We start from the raw sequence: 25,367 nt of genomic DNA on the forward strand, positions 1-25,367 counted from the left end.
CGGATCAGGACTTTTAAGTCAAATCAACTCATCTCAAGACCAGATAACAGATTTGTTTTAATCGCCAATTAACCAATAAATTAGGGAAATTCTCAACAACAGCAATTGGATCGTCCTCGATCAACACTGGCCCCTGCGAGAGACATTTTGCTTTGATCAAGCCTACAGAAAGAGAGGGAATTGGATTCCCCTTCGTTGAAATCACCACTAATTTCAAGCGCGTCTCAAAACAATATGAAAATGTCTTAATTTAAGTAGAATGCGCTGGAATCAAGCACTAGGAGATGATACCTTTGTGCATGACAATGTGGTTCAGATACTTTAAAAACCCTGCTCGGTTTTCGCCACTTACCAAACTACCTACCCAAACAACCAATGCCCACTCTCGCAAACCGCTTGAAAAGTCAAGGTTGCGAAAGTTTTAGAGATAACTGAAAGAACCTGCCCCCGATGCTGTTAACCAACTGGTTAAAGTCGATTGCCTCCCACTGTCGACCATTCCGCCCCCGTCATCATCGCCATCAACGCTCACGTGTCCTCAATCGATACCAGCCAGCACTAAGCCGACAGATGATCGGCTGCGAGCACCTCGAAGACCGCACGATGCTGACCTCGGTAATTAGTATTGATGATGTGACCATCGAAGAAGATGCAGGATTACCCCTCGTTTACTTCACACTGACGCGGACTGGCATAAATCCAGGAGACCTTAACAGTAGAGTTGAGATTGATTTCACAACACAGGATGAAACAGCAAATGGATACGATGTTGATTACAATTCGGTTACCGGGTCCCTCTCTTTCTCCGCTTCAACCACAGCAACGACACAAACCACGACAATGTCTGTCTTGATCCATGATGACTTAGAAGTCGAAGGAAATGAGACCTTTCAATTACTCATTTCCACGACTTCACCTAATACAATCATAGAGAAAAATATCGGTATCGCGACCATTATTGATAACGAGGCAGTATCCCTCAGTGTCAGTGATGCAACTGCTTATGAAAATGACACACTATCTTTTGAAATAACACTTAACCAGGTTGCCAGTTCAGATATCACTTTTTTAGCGACAACCGTCGCAGGATCCGCAGAAGAAGGTGGATTTTTTGGTGATTACACTTACTTTGAAAACAAGCTGGTAACGATCAAAGCAGGAGAGATATCGACGACGGTTACAGTTCATCCTCTGGATGATGATGATAAAGAACCGGATGAAACGTTCTCACTGGTAATCAGCGACCCTAAAATTAACGGCGATTCACTTCCTTCTACGTTGATAATTTCTGATGACACAGGCATGGGAACCATCCTGAATGATGACTACCTGCCAGGCTCAACCTTCAATATAGAAGGCACAAAGATTATAGAAGGACATGACGGTACAGATTACCTTGAATTCACAATCACTCGCACAGGAGAGTCAGCCGGAGATCTCAACTTTTTCACACAGGTTTTGTTCAACACAATTGATGGAACAGCGACAGCAGGCGAAGACTATGCTTCGACAGTCCGTGTTCTCGATTTTAATGCCAGTCCCTCAGCAACCAGACAAAGCCAGACGGTAGAAGTTCCAATTTTCGGTGACACTCATTTCGAAGCGACAGAAACGTTTCTCGGACGTTTAAGCAACGCCACAGGGGGAAGCGTACTGAAAGGTAATGGAACGACATTAGACGCTACTGGTGTGATCACCAATGATGAATCGGATTTCAGTTTTCAGCAGGAACTGAAGGCAGATATTGGATTTGCAAATCATTCTTATGATCACGCAGGCAGGTATTTCGCTATCGATGGAAATGTTCTTGTCATAGGCGTCCCGAACAATATTGGAACTACTGACAATGGGCCTGGTTTAGCTTATGTCTACACCAGAAATCAGCATGAAACTCCGGAAGATTCCGCAGACGATACATGGGATTTTCAAACAATCCTACGACACGACAATCGGTCAGACTTGGAGTATTTTGGGGCTTCTGTCGCGATCCATGATGATACGATTCTGATTGGTGCCTTCCTTGGTCCCTACGGCGATTCAAGTCGGATTGTTTATATTTTTTCCAGAGACGGTGATGACTGGGTATCTTCACCCCCGCGCAGAGAATCAATTTTAATCCCTCGCCTGCACTATCATTCACGTCAAGCAACTTCACTTATTGCAGTTTATGAAGAGACTATCGTCGTCGGAAATTATGTATTCGAGAAAACGGGAGTAGACTGGTCTGCCCCTGCTATGCGAAAATTAACTGAAGCCTCGGTTACTTCGGTGACAATACAGGAAAATACTATTGTAATTGGAACAGCATTTGATTCTGAAGAAGGATCACGCGCAGGGGCTGTCCTGATCTATACAAAAACGGGAAACAACTGGACATCCATCGCGCCTCACGAGGTGAAGCTCACAGCTTCGGATGCTAAACCTAATCTGCACTTTGGACAATCAGTAGCACTCAATGGGAATCAGCTGGCAGTCGGTGCCACCAACACCAATACAGGAAGTTATTCTGGTCAGGCTTATATTTTCACACAGAGCGGATCGGACTGGTCTACTCTTCCCACCACCGAAGTTATTTTTCCTCGTGAACCCTTAACCCAACATTTTGGCGCATCAATCGCCCTGACAGATACGCACCTTGTTGTTGGAACTTTCCGTGACGTATTTCTGTCATCCTCATCGGAAGTGTATGTCTACACCAAAAACGGGGCAAACTGGGATCCAAGTACGGCATCAAGAACGGTATTGAATGCACCAGTCAGCGGTAATGTCCTCTTTGGAGAGTCTGTTGCTGTTTCTGGTACCACAATTCTGGCTGGAGCCTCTCGGGTTGACACAGAGAGCATCGAAAGTGGAATGATCTATGGGTTTGAATTGGATCAAAACGATAGCTATCAACTGATTCATGAAATCAGTCATGCTGTCAGCCAGACGGCACACAATGGTGGTGATAGATATGGCCGAAGAATTGTCATAGGCGAAAAATATATGTTGATTGCCGCACCCGGCACTGAAACTGGTTCAGCCAACGGGGTCGTCTATCTATATGCCAAAGATGATGGAAATACATTGTTTGATTCGACTGATGACAACTGGATTTATGAGACAACTTTCACTGCACCAGATCCTGAATTGACTACTGGTTTTGGTCACAGTATCGACATTGATGGGAACACGCTTCTGATTGCTGCCCAGATGAAATCAGGTTTCTCTGAAGTCTACTCCTATGAAATGACAGGAGACGACTGGTCGACTTTTAGCCCTCAGATTACCCCTTTACTCTCCAGGACTGGTACTTTTATTTCCTGGTATCCTGATGGGGCTCTAAATGCTGAAGATTTTGTAGCGATTGAAAATGACACCATCCTTGTCAGCGATCCCTTCAGTACCACTGACCCAAGTGAGGCAGGCCAGGTCTACGTATTCACCAGAAATGGTAACGACTGGTCGACTTCATCCCCCACCAGATCAGTTCTGAAGGCTTCGGACACTACGATGAAAAATAATTTCGGATATGCTATTGATATTGATGGAGACAAAATCATTGTGGGTGCCTATAGAGACGAATCATATCGCGGCGCTGCTTATCTCTATCTCAAGGGAGAAGATGGCTGGGAAAATGCAGTTGAAATTAAATTAACTGGATATGATTCTCGAGATGATGATCTTTTCGGGACATCCGTTGCCATTGATGGGAATACTATAGTCATCAGTGCGATTAGAGACAGTGATTCAGGTTTTTTTTCTGGGTCAATCTATATTTTTGATGGCTCAAAAGGTTGGGATAATCCCAAAGAATATAAAGTCATCCCAGCAAAGATCTATAACCATGATAAATATATTCGGGTTGCGTCAAACACTCAAGACTTTGGAGGCAGTGTCGATATTGATGGCACCACGATTGTGGTCGGCGCTTCATCAACCAGTCCAGAATCAAATTCCGTTTATATTTACGACGGTTCTGATGGTTGGGATCAGATTCAGGAATCGCGGATCAATTTACCTGAAGTCTCCGAATTGTATGACAGAGGCTTGGGTTCAACAGTCGCCTTTCAGAACAACAATCTGCTCGTGGCACTGCTTGACAAACATTTTAACTCGGATATCTCCCGTGTTTACAGCTACACCAGGCCCCCCGATTACAACAATCTAGTTCAATCTGAAACTATTATCCCCCCTGCCCCTACCGCCGACAGCGATCATTTCGGAAACGAAATCGAGGTTGATGGTGACTACATGATTGTGGCTGCCATCGATAGTGATCTCAGGGCCCCCTCAGCAGGTGCCGTCTATATATATCATCGAAACGATCAAAACACCCCCTACAATGACACTGATGACACCTGGGATTATCATTCTACACTGACTCTCCTTGAAGCAGGGGCCGGCGATCAGTTTGGATCCAGTATTTCCATTGATGGTGACACTCTCGTCATTGGTGCCTACCTGGAAGATGCTTTGGGTAAAGATAGTGGTGCCGCTTACGTCTACCGGCTCAATGGTTCCATCTGGGAATTCGAAGAAAAATTAACGGCATCGGACGGAGAGCCCAATGACCACTTTGGAAGTTCTGTATCCATCGAAAATGATACTATTATCGTCGGAGCCAGTTTCCGGAACAGTGACTCCCCGTTCGACCGTGATGATGGTGCCGTTTATGTCTTTAACAGAAGCGGTAGCAATTGGTCCGAGTCGCAAATTCTAACGGCATCTAATCACGATATACTTGACCGTTTTGGCTCTTCGGCAGTCATTCACAATGGTACCATCTTCATCTCAGCAGTCGGTGCTAAAGCAGCTGAGTCTCCTGAAGACGCTGGTGCAATCTATATTTTTCATCAAGCCGCCGGAATCTGGCACGAGGCACAGATTCTCGGACCGCCTGACGGTGAGCATAATGATCTCTTCGGTTCTGATTTGCATGTCGATGGAGATCATCTGGGGGTTGTCGCCTTTGGTGATGATGACAACAAGGGATCTGCATACCTTTTTGTTAATAATGCAGGAATCTGGGAATTTCAACAAAAGCTAACACCACCGGAATCAGATGACGCTGATAGATCTGTCTTTTCGATTCGCATTTCTGGATCCACACTGGTAATTGGATCGCAGTTTAGTGATGGAAAAGAGACCGATTCTGGAGCCGCTTTCCTTTACAGATTGATTAATGACGAATGGGTTCAATCACAAACACTTTTTGCTGAAGACGGTGTATTTCAAGACTTCTTTGGATATGCGGTTGCTTTCTCCGATTCAGAAGTGATTGTCGGTGCACCACTCAATGATGAGGCTGGTGACGATATAGGAAAATTCTATGTATTCCGCCCTTTTACTCCTGAAATTGTTATCAGTGATGTCATTCAAGCTGAAGGAGACGAACCTCACCAAACAGTCTTTACCTTTAACATAGAACGTCGTGGACAGGTAGTCGGCGATTTAAACTTTGATTCAATGGTCGACTTTACAACCCTGGATTTATCAGCCAAGCTTGCCGATCATGATTATGCTTTTAAATCTGGCACCGTTACATTTCTTGCAGATCCAGATGCAATCGTACAGACACAAACCATTACTGTCCTCGTCAATGGTGATTATGATTATGAGGGTTCAGAAACCTTTCTCGTTCATCTCACAAACCCTTCTAGTGGAACCGTTTTAAAAAAATCAGTAGGCCTCGGAATCATCGAGGATGATGATCTTACTGTTCTCAATATTGAAGATATCACCATTGAGGAGAATGCGGAAACAGCAATCTTAACCGTTTCGCTGGACCAACCCTTATCCAATCAGATTCAAGTTGACTATTCAACTGCCAACCAGTCTGCAATGAGCCCAAGTCACTATCTTGCGACTTCAGGAACACTCACTTTTGAACCTGGAGAAACATCAAAAACAATCTCTGTTTCCATCGTAGATAATTCTATTGTAGGGGCTGAAAAATCATTTCTGGTTAATCTGACCAATCTTCAAAGCAATGGCCTTGAAGTGATCTTTGAAAACAGTCAAGCCGTAGTCACAATACATGATGATGATCAATCCAGTGTTTCAATCAACGATGTCACCGTAGATGAAACAGCAGGTACTGCGACTTTAACCGTCTCGTTATCTCAGCCTGTCGAGACTACCGTCAACATTGATTTTTCCACTATCGACCAATCAGCCAGCAATCCTGACGACTATTTGTCTCAGTCAGGAACACTTAGTTTTACCCCGGGTGAACAGTCCAAAACGATTACCATTTCGATTGTAGATACCAACCTGGTAGAGATTGACGAAACATTTCTGGTTAAATTAAGCAACATCCAGGCGAGTGGTGCCAATATTATTTTTACAGATGACCAGGGCGAAGTCACCATTCAAGATGATGATCGCGCCAATCTCTCTATCAGTGACCTTACGATAAATGAATCTGCAGGAACTGCTTCCATTACTGTAACACTGGACGAGCAAGTCGACACATCTGTCAGTGTCGAATTTGTCACTTCCGATCAGTCAGCTATTGCTCCTGGTGATTATCTACATCAATCGGATACATTAATTTTCAATCCAGGAGAGTCGTCAAAAACAATTGAAGTTCCCATTGTAAATTCTGACCTCATTGAAAGTGATGAATCGTTCTTCGTCAACTTAAGCAACCTGCAAGCCAATGGTCGCAGTGTTAACATCACAGATCATCAGGCGGAAATCACAATTCTGGACGATGATCATGCCAAAGTTTCTGTCAATGATGTTTCCATAAACGAGAATGAGGGAACGGCTACTTTAACAGTATCCTTGGATCAACCGTTATTCGATCAGGTTCAAGTTGACTTTGCCACCATCGACCAGTCTGCATTAAATCCAGATCATTATTTAGCAACTTCGGGCACACTTATATTCAATGCGGGAGAACAATCAAAAACGATCACCGTTTCTATCATTGATAATGATATTGTAGAGGCTGAAAAATCATTTCTACTTAAACTGAGCAATCTACAATCAGCAAGCCAGGATGTGCTCTTAGAAGACAGTGAAGCCATAGTCAAAATACACGATGATGATCAATCCAGTGTTTCAATCAACGATGTCACCGTAGATGAAACAGCAGGTACTGCGACTTTAACCGTCTCGTTATCTCAGCCTGTTGAGACTACCGTCAACATTGATTTTTCCACTATCGACCAATCAGCCAGCAATCCTGACGACTATTTGTCTCAGTCAGGAACACTTAGTTTTACCCCGGGTGAACAGTCCAAAACGATTACCATTTCGATTGTAGATACCAACCTGGTAGAGATTGACGAAACATTTCTGGTTAAATTAAGCAACATCCAGGCGAGTGGTGCCAATATTATTTTTACAGATGACCAGGGCGAAGTCACCATTCAAGATGATGATCGCGCCAATCTCTCTATCAGTGACCTTACGATAAATGAATCTGCAGGAACTGCTTCCATTACTGTAACACTGGACGAGCAAGTCGACACATCTGTCAGTGTCGAATTTGTCACTTCCGATCAGTCAGCTATTGCTCCTGGTGATTATCTACATCAATCGGATACATTAATTTTCAATCCAGGAGAGTCGTCAAAAACAATTGAAGTTCCCATTGTAAATTCTGACCTCATTGAAAGTGATGAGTCGTTCTTCGTCAACTTAAGCAACCTGCAAGCCAATGGTCGCAGTGTTAACATCACAGATCATCAGGCGGAAATCACGATTCTGGACGATGATCATGCCAAAGTTTCTGTCAATGATGTTTCTGTCGATGAAGCAATTGGAACGGCAACGGTGATTGTGACTCTTGACAAACCTGTTGACACATCTATCAGCATTGATTTTGCCACCGCCGATCAAACAGCTATTAATTCAGAAGACTATTTATCACAATCTGGCACCCTGATTTTCAATCCTGGCGAGCAGTCAAAAACCATTACGGTCTCAATTGTGGATACCGACCTCATTGAAGCGGATGAAATGTTTTTGATCAGTCTGAGTAACCTTCAGGCTAATGATGTTGATGTCATTGTTGAAGATGATCAATCAGAAGTGACGATCACAGATAACGATCAAGCTGGGATCACAATTAATAATCTTTCCATCAATGAATCTGTAGGAACAGCCACCTTAACGGTATCTCTCGACAAACCGGTTGCGACATCCGTCAGTGTTGACTTTGCTACCGCCAATCAAACAGCCAACAATCCGGATGACTATTTGACACAAACTGGCACCCTTACCTTCAACCCGGGTGAGCAAACAAAAACTATTGCGATTTCTCTAGTAGATAACGACCTACTGGAAACCGACGAAGCCTTTCTAGTGAATCTTACAAATATCCAGGCAAATGGCGCCGACGTTATTTTCACAGACAATCAGGCAGAAGTCACGATTGTAGACGACGATGACCCCTTTTTATCAATCAGTGATCTCACAGTAAATGAGACAGAGGGCACGGCTTTCGTTATTGTTTCTCTAGAGAAGCCCGTTGACACCTCTGTCAGTGTCGACTTTATCACCGCCGATCAGTCCGCCTTAAATTCAATCGACTATCTTTTCCAATCAGGCACTTTGATTTTCGATCCGGGAGAGCAATCGAAGACGATTGAAATTTCGATTCTTGATAATTCCATTGTCGAAGGACTCGAAACATTTCTAGTCAATTTGCGCAATATGCAAACCAGCAGCCCCGATGTGATCCTTGTAGATGATCAAGCAGAAATTACCATCGTCGATGATGATCAGGCCATGTTTTCGATCGACGATCTTTCAGTCGATGAAACGGCGGGAACCGCTAAGCTGAAAGTGTCTCTGAATCGCCCGGTTCATACCACAGTCAGTGTTGACTTCTCTACCGCTGACAATTCAGCCTCAAACTTCACAGATTATTTATCCCAGGCAGGTACGCTCACGTTTTTCCCAGGGCAGCAGTCAAAATACATCACGATTCCCATTCTGGATTCCAGTCTTGTGGAAGGCACGGAACAATTTTTCGTAAACCTGACCAACATTCAGGCCAACGGTGCCCAAGTGACTTTTGCAGACGATCAGTCAGAAGTCACGATCATGGATGATGATCAAGCCAACTTATCAATCAACGATCTGACTGTGAACGAAGACGTTGGAACGATCACACTCACCGTGTCATTAGACCAACCAGTACAAACAGCTATCAATTTTGATTTCTCTACCGCTGATCAGTCAGCCTTTGCTCCTAGTGATTATCTCTCGCACTCTGGTACGCTGACCTTCAATGCCGGTGAGCAAACCAAAACGATTACCATTTCGATCATCGATTCCGATCTGGTGGAACTTGATGAAACGTTTCTGGTGAAACTCTCCAACCTGCAGACGAACGGCGCTGATATTCTTCTGATAGATGACCAGGCAGAAGTAACCGTCATAGATGATGACCAAGCCAGGATTACCATCAATGACATTTCAGTTGATGAACATGCCGGCACGGCCACTGTGGCGGTTTCACTCGACCAACCCGTTGATTCCGCAGTCAGTGTTGATTTTACAACCGCTGATCAAAGTGCGAATCAGACCAATGACTATCTCACCTCAGCCGGTACTCTGACCTTCAACTCGGGTGAGCAATCAAAAACCATTACCATTTCCATCGTGGATTCGGATCTGCTGGAACGCGATGAAACTTTCCTGGTGAATCTGTCTAATATTCAAGCAGGTGGTCGTGATGTCATCTTCGCCGATGATCAGGCCGAAGTCACTATCATTGATGACGAAACTGCCACAGCCAGGGTTGACCTACGTGTAGTTCATGATCCTACAAATACACGCCCCAACGGCGAAGCAGGTTCACTTCCTGATAATGTAGAGTGGGTGAAAGAATGGTCTTCCTATTGGGTTGAAGTCTGGGTTGATGCCAGTAGCTCAACTCATCAAGGGATCTTTTCCGTACAATTCAATCTCGATTATAACACAGAATATACATCGGCCACAGAAATTCAATTTGGTGCCAGCTTTACTCAAAATCAAGCCGGATCGATTAACGATACAACAGGAGCCATCGAAGGTCTGTTTGCGGAAACGAATACATCGGATCTGGGATCCAACGACCATCTTCTGTTTGCCCGCATCAAATTTGAACCGCTGGCGGAGGATCAAGTGGAACTGGATTATTCAGGGAAAAACATCGGCCCTTATGACTTAGGCTTTAATATTAACTCTGCGCAAGTCCATTTAGTTGGTGAGATTCCTGCCACAACCATTTCAGGACAATTCGATGGAGTCAGTATCTGGGCAAACCCTTATGATTTGAATGATGACGATGCAATTAATTTCCGAGATCTGATGTTATTCGCCAGTGTCTACAATACGATTCCCAGTGAATCGAGTTCAGATTATTCCTGGTTTGCTGATCTGAATCAAAGTGATCGAGTTAACTTTAAAGATTTGGTCTTATTTGCCAGTAACTACGGTAAAAGAAAACTTGATCATCCAACGATCGTCTATCCTCAGAATTTTCCTCATGCCTGGAACAATCAACTGCTGGTCGATACCACTCAGGGTGAGCCACAGTTGGCACTAGAGACTCTCTCACAATCAACGGCAGACAGCGCACTGAATAATGTGGTTGAACATGTCAGTCCTCAGCTTAACCCCAGCCAGAATGAAACGCTGGAGCAAATTGACATTCAGGTCGTTGACCTCGAAGGCAATACTCTGGGCCGCGCTGTTTCCGGTACGATTTATATCGACGCCAACGCCGCGGGATACGGCTGGTTTGTGGACGCGACGCCTGGTGACAATAGCGAGTTCCAAGTAGAAAGTCAGTTATCACTCATCGCCCTGCCCGACACTGATGCCGCGGGACGCGTTGATCTCTGGTCGGTCATCATGCACGAACTCGGACATCTGTTGGGTTTCGAACATGAAAACGAAGGCCTCATGCAAGACACCCTGCCTCCCGGAGTGCGCAGGCTTCCTGATTGGGAATTGAACATCGATCTGGGAAACAACTCCCTGCCCGAAGAAGCAGACTCCTTCTTTTTGACTATCCAGGATGAAACTGAGTTAGTCCCCTTTTAAAGTGGCCAAAACGCCATAAGTAAAGACCGTTACTTCATAAAAACACTCTATTTACAGCTGCGATCTTAATAAAACGATCATTGTATCTGCCCTAAATCGTGTTAATATAGGTAGCCTTAGACCAGCTTTACTTACCATAAACCTACCTTATCCCCGCTGGATATTAATAATATGTTTCGATTTCACTGGCTTACCTCTTTACGGAACAAGCTACGCGCGGACTCTACGAGACACATTCAATCTGAGCGAAAATATGCGCGGCAAAGAAGTTTACGAGTAGCAACTGCTTTCGTTTCCCGAACTGCTGCAGAAAGGTTAGAAGACCGTACCCTACTGACGGTATTCACGGTTGTGAATACCAACGACTCCGATACCGGTAGTCTCAGAGAAGCAATCGAACAAGCCAATGCTAGCGCGGGTGCAGACACCATTTCTTTCGATGCCAGTCTCGCCGGTCAGACAATTGTTCTCACGGATGAACTTTTGATTTCCGATGACGTGACCATCATAGGACTCGGTGCAAACCAACTCACAATTAGTGGGAACAACAATAATCGCATATTTAATATCGATGACTCAAGCACTGAAACAGAAGTTATCGTCGAATTGAGTGGACTCTCACTCATAAATGGCCATTCAGATAATGGTGGAGCCATACTCAATTATGAAAACCTCACTATTACAGATAGTATTCTGTCTGGGAACAATGTAGCAGAACTACAATATGATGACAGCACTGTAAATAATGGAGGTGGCGTTCATAATATTCGAGGTGCTTTGACAATCAACAACTCCACATTTACTAATAACTCAGCAAATGATGGTGGTGGAGTTTATAATCGTAACGGCACCGTAACCGTGACGAACAGCACGTTCTCAGAAAATTCAGCGACAACGTCTAGAGGTGATGGAGGCGGAATCTATAATTATGATGGCAATTTAATTGTGAATCATTCTACGTTTTCAGAAAACTCAGCGACGAATGGTGCTGGAATTCACTTCAATAGCAGCTATGTCAACAGTGGCCCTGTTCCTAATTTAGTAATGGATATCACAAACAGCACTTTTTTGAAAAACTCAGCGACAAGCGGTGGCGGAATCTATTTTGAGTCACCTTATAAAAACGATAGTCATATGGCATCTGTGATGAACAGTACGTTTTCAGAAAATATTGTAAGTGGCAACGGTGCAGGAATACACTTTGATAGCGGAAAGGCATTTGTGTTTAACAGCACATTTGCAGGAAATATCTCTGATCGAATAGGGGGAGGAATTTCAAACCGTTGGACAACGCTGACGATTAAGAATAGTTCGTTTAATCAAAACTCCGCGAGACTGTATGGTGGTGGAATCAGTAACGGTGGCTTTTTCTATTATGAAAGTGGGGGAAACCTTTCCCTTATTAACAGTACGCTTTCAGAAAATAGTTCCAGCAACAATGGCGGTGCTCTCTATAGCAGTCTTGGAATTGTCGAAATTGTAAACAGTACACTTTCAGGTAACAGTGCTATTTTTACCGGTGGTGCCATCTACACACGCCGATTTGAAGGGCCAACAGCAGTCAATATCATAAGTAGTACAATCACTGGAAATACTGCGAACTATGTAGGAGGATTCTATACTAGCTCTACACCATTTAGCATCATTAATAGCATCATCGCTGGTAATCCTACAAATGACTCCAATCCTCAAAACTCTATAAGTATAACTCATTCTAATAGCACTACTAGTAGCATCATCCAAGATAGTATCGTAGGATTGCTTGATCCTGTTCTGAGAGACAACGGAGGACCTACCAAAACCCATGCGTTACTGCCTGGCAGTAACGCCATTAATTCCGGTGATAATTCAGCAATCGTCGACGCTGAAATCGATACCGATCAACGAGGCTCTACTTTTAATCGTATTTTTGGAGGAGTCGTTGATTTAGGAGCATACGAAGTACAGGTTTTTCATAGCCAGATCGATTTGAAAGTCGTCAATTCCAAGACATCCACATTGAGTAATGGAGAATCGAACTCGCTCCCGGATAATCTTGGTTGGATTGATGAATGGAGTAGCTACTGGTTAGAAATCTGGATTAGCACACCGTCTACGACAGATTTAGAAATTCTGTCAGCTGCATTCAACATGAGTTACAACACCTCGATTACTACAGCCACCAGTATCGAATATGGCGCTGCCTTCACATTAAACCAATCGGGAACAATCAATGATGTGACGGGAACTATTCAAAACTTATCAGCGGAGACAGGCCTGTCTGATGTAGGGGATGATCAACATGTACTCTTTGCCCGTATCCGCTTTGAGTCAACCTCTGACGATGCGGTCAACCTAGATCTGCAAGGGCGAAACCTGAATCCTCAAAGCCCTGAATTTTTGATCGGACAATCAGAGATCGTTTTTACCGGAAGCTCTCCCATAGAAGAGGCTTATGGCCCTTCACCAGAAACATTAATCTACGCAAACCCTTATGATTTGAACGATGACGATGCAATTAATTTCCGAGATCTGATGTTATTCGCCAGTGTCTACAATACGATTCCCAGTGAATCGAGTTCAGATTATTCCTGGTTTGCTGATCTGAATCAAAGTGATCGAGTTAACTTTAAAGATTTGGTCTTATTTGCCAGTAACTACGGTAAAAGAAAACTTGATCATCCAACGATCGTCTATCCTCAGAATTTTCCTCATGCCTGGAACAATCAACTGCTGGTCGATACCACTCAGGGTGAGCCACAGTTGGCACCCGAGACTCTCTCACAATCAACGGCAGACACCGCACTGAATAATGTGGTCGAACATGTCAGTCCTCAGCTTAACCCCAGCCAGAATGAAACGCTGGAGCAAATTGACATTCAGGTCGTTGACCTCGAAGGCAATACTCTGGGCCGCGCTGTTTCCGGTACGATTTATATCGACGCCAACGCCGCGGGATACGGCTGGTTTGTGGACGCGACGCCTGGTGACAATAGCGAGTTCCAAGTAGAAAGTCAGTTATCACTCATCGCCCTGCCCGAAACTGATGCCGCGGGACACGTTGATCTCTGGTCGGTCATCATGCACGAACTCGGCCATCTGTTGGGATACGAACATGAAGACACAGGGCTGATGCAAGACACCCTGCCTCCCGGAGTGCGCAGGCTTCCTGATTGGGAATTGAACATCGATCTGGGAAACAACTCCCTGCCCGAAGAGGCAGACTCCTTCTTTCTGACTATCCAGGATCAAACAAATTTAGTCCCCTTTTAAAGTGGCCAAAACGCCATAAGTAAAGACCATTACTTCATAAAAACACTCTATTTACAGCTGCGATCGTAATAAAACGATCATTGTATCTGCCCTAAATCGTGTTAGTATAGGTGACCTTAAACCAACCTTATTTACAATATACCTAATCTAATCCCCAACCGGATTTTTTTCATATGTTTCGATTCCGTTGGCTTTCCTCATTGAAGGATAAGCTCCGCATCCCTCACTCCAGAAACCGCAGAAACTGTCGAAAGCAAAATCGCCGTGTTCAAGCACCTTTCGCACAGGCTTCTGTTTCCAAGTTCGTTACTGAATCATTGGAAGACCGTACGCTATTAACAGCATTCACTGTTGTGAATACGAACGACTCTGGAACAGGCAGTCTCAGAGAAGCAATCGAGTTGGCAAATGCCAACGCAGGCGCAGACACCATTACCTTCGATGCCAGCCTCTCTGGTCAGTCCATTGTTCTTACGAATGAACTTATAATTACTGACGACTTGACCATCACAGGTCTTGGAGCAGATCAACTCACACTTGATGGAAATAAAAACAGCCGCATTTTTGATATTGATGATGGAAATACCAATACATCGATTTTAGTTGAATTCAGTAGTCTTAATTTAACCAATGGATTTTCAGACTACGGTGGTGCGGTTCGGAATTCAGAAACTCTTTCAATTGTCGACTCCACTATCACCAAAAATGAAGGACAATTTTTTGGTGGAGGGATTTACACAAAAGAGGGAGACTTATCTGTTTTCAACTCTACTATAACCGAAAATCAATCATCTCATGGGGGTGGAATCTATAGTAACAATGGCACCTTAATCGTCAAAAACAGCAATGTTTCTAATAACGATGTTACAACCTACGGTGGCGGAATTTATTACCAGAATGAATTCGAAATCGCCAATAGTTCTTCGAGCATTTCAGATAGCATATTCTCTGAAAATAAAGCTGTCAGTGGTGGGGGGATCTATATTTCACCAGGTTCATTAACTGTCTCACAAAGCAATTTTTCTCTCAATGAAGCATCAGACGGTGCTGGGATTTTTAGTCGTGGCGGCATACTAACAGTTGATGGTTCTACTTTTTCAGAGAATACAGCATCAGACCCTCGCTATTTTGGATCAGGGGGAGGGATTTATAGCACCTTTTATGGATCCTTGCGAGTTAGTGACAGTCTGTTTTCGGGTAACACGGCAACGAGATTTGGTGGAGGAATCTTTAATACAATAAGCGATGTACATCTCGTATCCAACTCCACTTTCATCCAAAATTCAGCTAGAAATGGTGGCGGAATCTATAATACCATCGCCACTATGACTGTGATAGATGGAACTTTTATTGAAAATGAAGCGACGGCTGATGGAGGAGGGATTCATCATGCCACAAATTCTCACCATCCAGAAATTTATGAAGTTGTCATTTCCCAGAGTCATTTCTCGAAGAACCATGCAAAATCGCATGGTGGGGGAATCAATATTGTAAGCGGTATCATGTCGATCTCTGAGAGCACCTTCATCGAAAACTCTGCTATGAATAGCGGTGGAGGAGTTTACAATAATTTAGCTGCTCTGACTGTTGAAGATAGTACGTTTAACAAAAACACAGCAACAAGGACCGCTGGCGGCATTGGCAATCGGGGAACACTCTCAATTCTCAGAAGTACGCTCACAGAAAATACAACTGGTATATCAGGAGGCGCTGTTTTTAATAACTCAACCGGTAGGGTAACTATCACCAACACTACGCTTTCTGGAAACAACTCATCTAATGTGGGTGGTGGCCTATATTCCTACTCTTCCGGCAATTTATCGCTGACGGTCATCAATAGTACCATCGTTCTAAACTCAGCGACGAACCAGGGTGGCGGGATTTATAGCCATTTTGTGACACCTGCGATTACAAACAGTCTGATCGCTGGAAATATTGCAGACTCTACCCCGGAGGTTTATGGAAGTCATATCGGCAATTCCAATATCATCCAGGATAGCATTGATGGACTGATTGACCCCATCCTCAGAGACAATGGAGGCCCCACGAAAACCCATGCGTTACTGGCTGGTAGTGATGCCATTAATGCAGGTGATAATAATGCTGGCATCAATGCAGGATTGATCACAGACCAACGCAGTTCCTTATTTGAGCGTTTTAGTGAGAATGCGATTGACATAGGGGCATTTGAATTTCAGGCATTATCACTTGTGGTTGATACAACATCAGACCTTGAGAACAATGACTTCTCACCCGGTCAACTTTCATTACGAGAAGCACTTAGACTGGCAAACCTGAATCCTAATTTGGACACAATTACCTTTGATGCCACGCTTACCGGTCAGACAATCACCCTTACGGAGGAACTATTGATTTCCGATGACCTGACTATAATCGGACTCGGAGCAGATCAACTCACCATTGACGGTAATCAAAATAGCCGCATCTTTTATGTGGATGATAATAACTGGAATGCAACGATAAATGTAGAAATCAATGGTCTCACTCTGACAAATGGATACGCTGCTAATGGTGGTGCCATTCACAACAAAGAAATTCTTACCATTTCAAACAGCATGATCTCCGAAAATGAAGCCATCAATAACGGCGGCGGGATTCATCATATTAAAGGAACACTGACTGTCACAAACACAACGTTTACAAAAAATTTATCGATTGATGGTGGTGGGATCTACAATAACTTAGGCACTGTAACTGTTACCAATAGCACATTTTTAGAAAATACAGCCACAACCACTCAGGGGCAAGGAGGGGGAATTTTTAGTTCAAATGGTTCATTAGACGTTATTGATAGCACTTTTCTTAGAAATTCAGCTCCAGTTTGGGGAGGAGGAATTTTTACTCGTCTGTCTCCACTTATGGTCATGAGGAGCACATTCTCTGAAAACTCTGGGAGCAATGGTGGAGGAGCGATTTACCATAGCCAAAAATCGATGATTGTAAAACAGAGTTCTTTTTCTAATAACTTGGCAACTAAGCCTGCAACTAATAGTGACGGAGGCGCAATTGCGAATTATTTTTCGCAGGAAGAGACTGTCGAAATCACCAATTGCAGTTTTTTAGGGAATTCAGCTGGTTATCGAGGAGGGGCCGTCGCAAATCTTGGTGGAAACATGTTGATTTCGGATTGTTCCTTTTCAGAAAACACAGCGAATTACGGAGGTGGAATTTATGCCGGAGAAACAGTAACAGTCCGAAACAGTACAATATCAATCAATAGGGCAACCTTTGGTGGTGGTGCAGTTTTTAGTGAAGCTGGAATGATCTTGATTATCAATAGCACACTGTCGGGAAATAATGTTACAGGAACAACCGATCGTAATGGTTATGGAGGTGGGATCTATTATCAAGGTACTCTACCGGTCTTCGTCATTAATAGTACCATTACAGGGAATTCTGCATCACATTTTGGAGGTGGAATTTACAGCCGACAAAACTCAGTGACTCTGACGAATAGTATTCTCGCAGGAAATATAGCGCCAGATGATTCACAAATCAATGGAAGCTTTACAAACAACTCCAGCATTGTACAGAATAGTATCATAGGATTAATCGACCCCGTTCTGAGAGACAATGGTGGTCTCACCCAAACGCATGCCTTACTGATAGATAGTCCTGCCATTGATGCTGGTGATAATGCTGTAGCTAATGACAGTAAGCTCACGACAGACCAACGAGGAACTGGCTTTGATCGTATTATTGGAGGAACAGTTGATCTAGGCGCATACGAAGTACAAATTTTCCATACCCAGATCGATTTACGAATCGTCAATTCAAAAACTCCCACTCATAACAACGGTGAAAGATCCACACTCCCCGAAAATCTGTCCTGGATAGATGAATGGAGTGGTTACTGGTTAGAAATCTGGATTAGTACGCCTTCTACAATCGATTTAGGAATTCTATCGGCTGCATTCAATCTGAGTTACAACACTGCAATTACCACGGCTACTAGAATTGAATATGGTTCAGCATTCACATTGAATCAAACAGGAACGATCAATGATGTGACGGGAACAATTGAAAACTTATCAGCAGAGACAAGCCAGACCGATGTTAGCGATGATCAATGTGTACTCTTTGCCCGCATTCGATTTGAGTCAACTGACGATGATAACATTGACTTGGATCTTGCCGGTCAAAGTCTGAATCAGCAAACTCCCGAGTTTGCGATCCACAGTCCAGAAATATTGTTTACCGGAGATGTAGTCAGCGAAGAGATTCATGGCTCCTCACCCAATACAAAAATCTACGCAAACCCCTATGATTTAAACGATGACGATGCAATCAATTTCAAAGATCTGATGTTATTCGCCAGCGTCTATAACACGATTCCCAGTGAATCGAGTTCAGATTATTCCTGGTTTGCTGATCTGAATCAAAGTGATCGAGTTAACTTTAAAGATTTGGTCTTATTTGCCAGTAACTACGGTAAAAGAAAACTTGATCATCCAACGATCGTCTATCCTCAGAATTTTCCTCATGCCTGGAACAATCAACTGCTGGTCGATACCACTCAGGGTGAGCCACAGTTGGCACCCGAGACTCTCTCACAATCAACGGCAGACACCGCACTGAATAATGTGGTCGAACATGTCAGTCCTCAGCTTAACCCCAGCCAGAATGAAACGCTGGAGCAAATTGACATTCAGGTCGTTGACCTCGAAGGCAATACTCTGGGCCGCGCTGTTTCCGGTACGATTTATATCGACGCCAACGCCGCGGGTTACGGCTGGTTTGTGGACGCGACGCCTGGTGACAATAGCGAGTTCCAAGTAGAAAGTCAGTTATCACTCATCGCCCTGCCCGAAACTGATGCCGCGGGACACGTTGATCTCTGGTCGGTCATCATGCACGAACTCGGACATCTGTTGGGTTTCGAACATGAAAACGAAGGCCTCATGCAAGACACCCTGCCTCCCGGAGTGCGCAGGCTTCCCTCTTGGGAATTGAACATCGATCTGGAAGACAACTCCCTGCCCGAAGAGGCAGACTCCTTCTTTCTGACTATCCAGGATGAAACTGAGTTAGTCCCCTTTTAAAGTGATCAAAACGTCACAAGTCTTTTGACTCGTGCATATAGAGGTTTCTACGAAGAAAAAGTTCCCATCACTGTAATCACATTCTTTACCCCACAAAAACCCGGTGTTTTCATTGGTTCATGATTGCTATTAGTCCACACCGAGGTAGTATATATATTCGAAAATTTCTTGACAAAAGACCTACCCGATCCCCACCGGATATTTCCCATATGTTTCAATTCAACTGGCTTACTTCTTTGTCAAACAGGCTACGCGCTGGCTCTACCAGACGCATTAAATCACAGCGAAAACATTCTCGGCTGCGAAGCTTCCGAGAAGCAACCGCTTTCGTTTCCCGAACTGCTGCAGAAAGGTTAGAAGACCGTACCCTATTAACGGTATTCACGGTTGTGAATACCAACGACTCCGGTACCGGCAGTCTTAGAGAAGCAATCGAGTTGGCAAACGTGAATGTCGGCGCGGACACTATTTCGTTCGACGCCGCGCTTGCTGGTCAGACAATTATTCTTGATAGTGAGCTGCTGATTTCCGATGACCTGACGATTAATGGTCTTGGCGCAGATCAACTCACTCTTGATGCTAGTGGCGATAACCGCATCTTCAATATCAATGATGGAGACGCGGAGACAACCATCAATGTTGATATCAGTGGTCTCACAATGACAAACGGCTATGCCGAGAATGGTGGTGCGATCCTCAACCATGAAAACCTTTCGGTTTTTAGCAGCACAATCTCAAAAAATAAGGCCCTTAAAAACGGTGGAGGGATCTATCATGCAGCTGGCTTGTTGACGATTAACGAAACTACATTCGCTGAAAACCTAGCAAATGAAAGTGGCGGTGGAATTTATAATTCCACTCAGGATTTAGTTGTTTCGAAGAGTACCTTCTACCGAAACGTTGCTACAAAAGACGGAGGTGGCATCTATACTCTGCAAGGAGTCTCCAAGTATAAACTCCGCGAACAACCTGAACCACAAATTAGGTACCGGATTATACCACGCGGTGGAGACATATCTTTACCAACATATGAAATAGTAGAAGTAATAGTCTTACCTGTATTTCTTCCAAAGTATGACTTAGAATTTAACTCGATCACAATCACAGACACCAGCTTCACTGAGAATTCTGCGATGAATGGAGGGGGTTTATTCAGTAATTATACAAAAGGCCCCAGTCCATGGTGGATTGACGTTATCTTGTATTCATCAATTACAAATGAGAATTCCGAGAGAATAAAATCGGAATTCACAATTGTCGATAGTGCTTTTACTGGTAATACTGCAGTAGATGATGGAGGTGGAATTTTTAATTTAAGTGGTTTGCTGGAAATAAGAAACAGTTCCATTTCGAATAACTCAGCAGTTCGTTCAGGTGGAGGAATCAAAAATCATGACCGCCTCACAATTAAGGAGAGCACCGTTTCAGATAATATTGCAGGCTCTAAAGGTGGTGGAATTTCCAATTACCACAATCTTTATATTGAGAAGAGTACTATCTCAAACAATACAGCTTTGGTGGGAGGAGGCATTGAGGTCCGTTTAGGCAGTTTAACGTTTAAGCATAGCACGCTGAATAACAATATTGCGACATCTAATGGTGGCGGAATTTATAGCCTTGATGGTAATGTCTCTATCAAGAATAGTACAATCTCAAAGAATCATGCTGGTGGTTTGGGAGGTGGCATATACAGCTCCGATTATTTTATTAGCGATACAGTAATTCATAATCCTTCTATCGAAGAACATGCCAACCCAGCAACCACAAATGAGGTTGGCTCGCCTGAACTTAATCCTCTTATATCTACAACTTCCACTTTAGTAGCACATCCCATAAATAAATTGGAAATCACGAACAGTACCATTACAGGAAATTCAGCAGAACAGTCAGGGGGGGGCATCGTTGATTCTCGGCAAGGGAGATACTCCGAAGAAACTACTATCACCAACAGTATCGTGGCGGGAAATACTGCAGCGACATTCCCTCAAATCGAAGGTAATTATATAGGCAACACCAATATAATTCAGGACAGTATTGATGGATTACTCGACCCCGTTCTCAGAGACAACGGTGGTCCCAGTAAGACCCATACATTACTGGCTGGTAGCGCGGCCATCAATGCTGGTGATAATGACGCTGCTAATGCTGCTGGTTTAACCAATGATCAACGCGGAACTGGCTCTGCCCGAATTATTGATGGCACAGTCGATATCGGTGCGTTTGAAGTTCAGGCTCCATTCACACAAATTGATTTGCGGGTCGTCAATTCTAAAACTCCGACCTCAGTCAATGGTGAGAGAACTTCACTCCCCGAAAACCTGACGTGGATTGATGAGTGGGGCAATTACTGGGTCGAAATTTGGATCAGCTCGCCATCAACGACGGATCTTGGAATTTTCTCAGCGAATCTCAATTTCACTTATAATACCGATATTACAACCGCTACCTCTATCGAATATGGTGCTGCCTTCACAGAGAATCAGACAGGCACCATTAATGATCTGAGTGGAACCATTGAAAATTTGTCTGCAGAGACCAGCACGACCGATGTGGGTGATGATCAGTATTTGCTCTTTGCTCGCATTAAATTTGAATCTACCTCAAACGATGCGATTGACTTGAATCTACAAGGACAGGGCCTAAATTCGCAAAGCCCTGACTTTTTGGTGAAAAACTCAGAAATCCGTTTTGTGGGAGATTTTCCCAGTGAAGAGCTACACGGTCCCTCACCCACCACACAAATCTGGGCCAATCCCTTTGATATAAACGATGACGACAAGATCAACTTTCGCGATCTAATACTTTTTGTCAGTACCTACAATTCTATCACCAGCGAGTCGAGTTCAAACTTTTCCTGGCTAACGGATCTGGACAATAATAATCGTGTCAACTTCAAAGATTTATTTTTGTTTGCCAGAAACTATGGCAAGAGCAAACTCGATCAATCAGCCATAGTTTATCCACAATTTTTTCACGAATATTGGATCGATTTATTAAACGAAAATACTCAGACTGGGCCGTTACTAATTCCTGTCACAGTAATCACCGTAGATAAAACGATAGACAGTCCAAATGAACATCTCGATCCGCAGGTCGTCGATTTAGAAGGCGATACCATAAGTCCTGTCGTTCTCGGTACCATTCGTATCGACATCAACTCTAGCAATCAAAACTCGTTTGTGGAGTCCACGATAGACGAGCAAAGTATTTTTGATCGATCAAGTCAGTTATCACTCATTGAATTATCTGATCCCGATCAAGATGACAGTCAGTTGAACTTCTGGTCTGCTATTGATTACGAACTCCGCCATGAAGACGAAGGAGTGGTGGAAAATCCCCTGTCTCCAAAAGTTCGCAGGCATCTCTCCGGGAAATTAAACATCGACCTGGAAGACAACTCCCTACCCGAAGAACCAGACTCCTTCTTTCTGACTATCCAGGATCAAACAAATTTAGTGCCCTTTTAAATCGTTTTCCGATTTTCTGAAGCAATAAAATAGAGCTATCTCTCTGATCTGACAAACCATTCCCTATGGCAACTTGGATTGCACTCTAGTCATAAAATGTGCAATCATACTATGACACGATATTACCTCCTTGTAGTTTGATTATTGTTTTTGACAACGAAGAGGAAGATCTCTTCTTACGTTGATCAATGCGAATTTAATTTACAAGACTAAGATTCGAGAAAAAGAATGCAACTGTCTCCCGAATTACTGGGATGGTTAGCCTTCGCTTCGGTAATCACGTTCATCGGAACAATCATTCTGATTCCGATATTGGTGGTCCGAATTCCGGTTGACTATTTCATGCGTAAAGAACGAGGATCTCTGCCCTGGGCTTCGCGGCACCCTGTCGTTCGAGTCATTCTACTGACAGGTAAAAACCTTTTCGGCTTCCTCTTTATTGGTGTCGGAATCTTATTACTGGCACTGCCGGGCCAGGGGCTTGTGACAATTATCATTGGAATCTTGTTGGTTGACTTTCCGGGCAAGTTTCAACTCGAACGCTGGATCATTTCACAAAAACCAGCCCTCCGCAGCATCAACTGGCTGCGACGACGCTCAAATTGTCCACCGTTAGAAATCCCTGAAGAACTGGAATAAGTTTTCCACTCAGGATAGAAATGACGGGCAGGGCAGTGATAGCGTCCGTCCTCGATTGCTTCATAATTGAGTTTGAGTAACTCGGGCAGAACCCGACGGTCCAGCACTTCCAAACTAGGTTCGATGTAACGGGAAAGAACCACATGTACAACAAACGGTCCTGAGGTTCTTTTTTGTATTATCAAGTGATCTGATAAAAAATCTGACTACGGTTCGGCATCCAGAAAAATATAGACCTCTGGTAATGCGGCTTCCAGCTTGGCCTTACCTGCAGGCGTGATCCTTGAATTATGAGGATTGAGGTATTTGAGCGATTTCAATTTTGTTAAATGAGCCGCTCCCACATCAGTGATCTTACACTGCGAGAGATCAAGACGCTGCAGACCTTTGATATTGGCCACATGTACGATGCCTGCATCGGTGATCGGTGAGCCAGCATAGCCTAATTTGAGCTCGCGGAGTTTCGTCAAGTGGGTCAGATGAACGAGTCCATCATCGGAAATCATTTTTGTATCACCCAAAAATTCAAGCTTAACCAGCGAATGCATCTTACCCACATGGACTAATCCTTGATCAGTCAGTGACATGCCGCCGAGTTGCAGTTCTTCCAGTCTGGGAAGCATCGCCAGATGGACCAATCCTGGCCCACGCACCTTCGTGCTGGCGAGATTCAGAGTTCGAAGATTTTGCAATCCTTGTAGATGCACGAGACCTTCATCCGTGATGCCCGTTTCGTAGAGATTCAGCCTCTGAAGCTGGTCCATTTCTTTGATGCCTGCTAATCCGGCATCGGTAATTTTTGACGCATAAAGTTCGAGTGAAGTTATTTTTTGCAGTGAAGTGAGATGAACCAATCCCGCTCCCGTAATTCTTGTTCTTCGAAATCCGATATAGTTCAACTGCTTTAGTTCTGCTAACCCAATGAGTCCCTCGTCTGTCACACTGCTACCAGCAAGTTGGACTTCGCGCAGACGTTCCATGGAACGCAAGTGGGCCAGTCCTCGACCGGTAAATCCTTTGGCATGCCAGAGATTCAGTGACCGTAATTATTTCAAAGGCACTAAGTGCCTCAGAGCTTCGTCGGTAATAGTGATACCTATCAACTGCAATTCTTGAAGGCGATTGAGATCCCCTAAATGAGCAAGTCCCGGCCCCTTGACTTGCGTCCAACTAAGGTCGAGCTTTTGAAGTTTTTCTAAACCCGCAAGATGCACAAGACCCGCGTCGCTGATTCGCGTTCCCCACAAATGTATCGATTCAAGTTGATTGAGTCCTTCTAACTCGACCAATCCGGCGTCTGTGATACTGGTATGGTTCAGATGAAGGTGACGTAGATTCGGTAGCGATTTGACATGCTTCAGGCTTTCATCTGTGAATATTTTCTCGTGTCCCCGAGTACCTTTATTCCCATTGGAAAGGGTTCCATCTTTCTCATTCCAGAAAAACTTGATCGCCTGAAAATACTGAAGGGCCTGTTTTTGTTTACTCACTTCGTTTGCGCGCACCCACGAAGTGTTGAAGATCACCAGCATCATCAAAAGGACGTTTCTCTTCACAGGGACACCTCGAAATAGGATTTATGACAAGCATGACCTCGCAGAACTCGTGACCGAAGCTTGTCAAATTTACTGACAGGCAAAGTATGAATATATCACACGGCTATCAGCGTAGGCAATCTCTCGTTTCACCAAAATGGCCCCAATTCATTGACACTTAACTTTGATCACATGAGACTATGATTAATCAACTGTGAAATAAAAACTCAAAGTGGCCGAATGAGATTTTCATCGATTTTTGTTTGCGAAACTTGTCACATGTAGGACAGCAAACAAAAACGAACCTTAAAACAGACTTCGCACGTACCCCAAGAACTTGGACCTTTTTTGCGAAATAGGGTTTTGCTCTCTTCGCACAA

Annotated in this window: 7 protein-coding genes; 5 read left to right on the forward strand and 2 right to left on the reverse strand. The window is 43.9% G+C overall.

Annotated features, from left to right (window positions below; translation table 11 throughout):
* The first annotated feature begins 450 nt into the window (after window positions 1-450).
* The 5 genes from V202x_RS25680 to V202x_RS25700 all read left to right on the forward strand — a co-directional run bounded on the left by V202x_RS25680 (window position 451) and on the right by V202x_RS25700 (window position 23,452).
* Window positions 451-11,031, forward strand: coding sequence for a Calx-beta domain-containing protein (locus V202x_RS25680; protein WP_145179677.1), 10,581 nt, complete (start codon window positions 451-453; stop codon window positions 11,029-11,031).
* Window positions 11,032-11,202: 171 nt separating this feature from the next.
* A complete protein-coding gene (locus V202x_RS25685; RefSeq protein ID WP_145179679.1) occupies window positions 11,203-14,283 on the forward strand; it encodes a choice-of-anchor Q domain-containing protein in 3,081 nt (1,026 codons plus the stop codon).
* 173 nt (window positions 14,284-14,456) lie between these two features.
* Window positions 14,457-19,346: a choice-of-anchor Q domain-containing protein gene (locus V202x_RS25690; RefSeq protein WP_145179681.1), complete on the forward strand. Its 4,890-nt coding sequence runs from the start codon at window positions 14,457-14,459 to the stop codon at window positions 19,344-19,346.
* Window positions 19,347-19,555: 209 nt separating this feature from the next.
* Window positions 19,556-22,813: a choice-of-anchor Q domain-containing protein gene (locus tag V202x_RS25695; RefSeq protein ID WP_145179683.1), complete on the forward strand. Its 3,258-nt coding sequence runs from the start codon at window positions 19,556-19,558 to the stop codon at window positions 22,811-22,813.
* Window positions 22,814-23,041: 228 nt separating this feature from the next.
* Window positions 23,042-23,452: a hypothetical protein gene (locus tag V202x_RS25700; RefSeq protein WP_145179684.1), complete on the forward strand. Its 411-nt coding sequence runs from the start codon at window positions 23,042-23,044 to the stop codon at window positions 23,450-23,452.
* A 206-nt stretch (window positions 23,453-23,658) separates the two neighbouring features.
* On the opposite strand, the gene V202x_RS25705 is transcribed toward V202x_RS25700, so the two are convergent.
* Both V202x_RS25705 and V202x_RS25710 read right to left on the reverse strand, forming a co-directional pair.
* The gene (locus V202x_RS25705; protein ID WP_409996691.1) at window positions 23,659-24,432 is read right to left on the reverse strand and encodes a hypothetical protein; all 774 of its coding nucleotides are present in this window, start codon (window positions 24,430-24,432) and stop codon (window positions 23,659-23,661) included.
* A 66-nt stretch (window positions 24,433-24,498) separates the two neighbouring features.
* A complete protein-coding gene (locus tag V202x_RS25710) occupies window positions 24,499-25,008 on the reverse strand; it encodes a leucine-rich repeat domain-containing protein (RefSeq protein WP_145179688.1) in 510 nt (169 codons plus the stop codon).
* Between the last annotated feature and the right edge of the window lie 359 nt (window positions 25,009-25,367).

It is taken from the genome of Gimesia aquarii (assembly GCF_007748175.1).
In the GTDB taxonomy this organism is placed as follows: domain Bacteria; phylum Planctomycetota; class Planctomycetia; order Planctomycetales; family Planctomycetaceae; genus Gimesia; species Gimesia aquarii_A.

What these genes read in the sequence shown, in the direction of transcription:
- V202x_RS25690 (WP_145179681.1), top strand. Translation starts at nt 14,457, where the DNA reads ATGTTTCGATTCCGTTGGCTTTCCTCATTGAAGGATAAGCTCCGCATC.
- V202x_RS25705 (WP_409996691.1), bottom strand. Translation starts at nt 24,432, where the DNA reads ATGGAACGTCTGCGCGAAGTCCAACTTGCTGGTAGCAGTGTGACAGAC.
- V202x_RS25685 (WP_145179679.1), top strand. Translation starts at nt 11,203, where the DNA reads ATGTTTCGATTTCACTGGCTTACCTCTTTACGGAACAAGCTACGCGCG.
- V202x_RS25680 (WP_145179677.1), top strand. Translation starts at nt 451, where the DNA reads ATGCTGTTAACCAACTGGTTAAAGTCGATTGCCTCCCACTGTCGACCA.
- V202x_RS25700 (WP_145179684.1), top strand. Translation starts at nt 23,042, where the DNA reads ATGCAACTGTCTCCCGAATTACTGGGATGGTTAGCCTTCGCTTCGGTA.
- V202x_RS25695 (WP_145179683.1), top strand. Translation starts at nt 19,556, where the DNA reads ATGTTTCAATTCAACTGGCTTACTTCTTTGTCAAACAGGCTACGCGCT.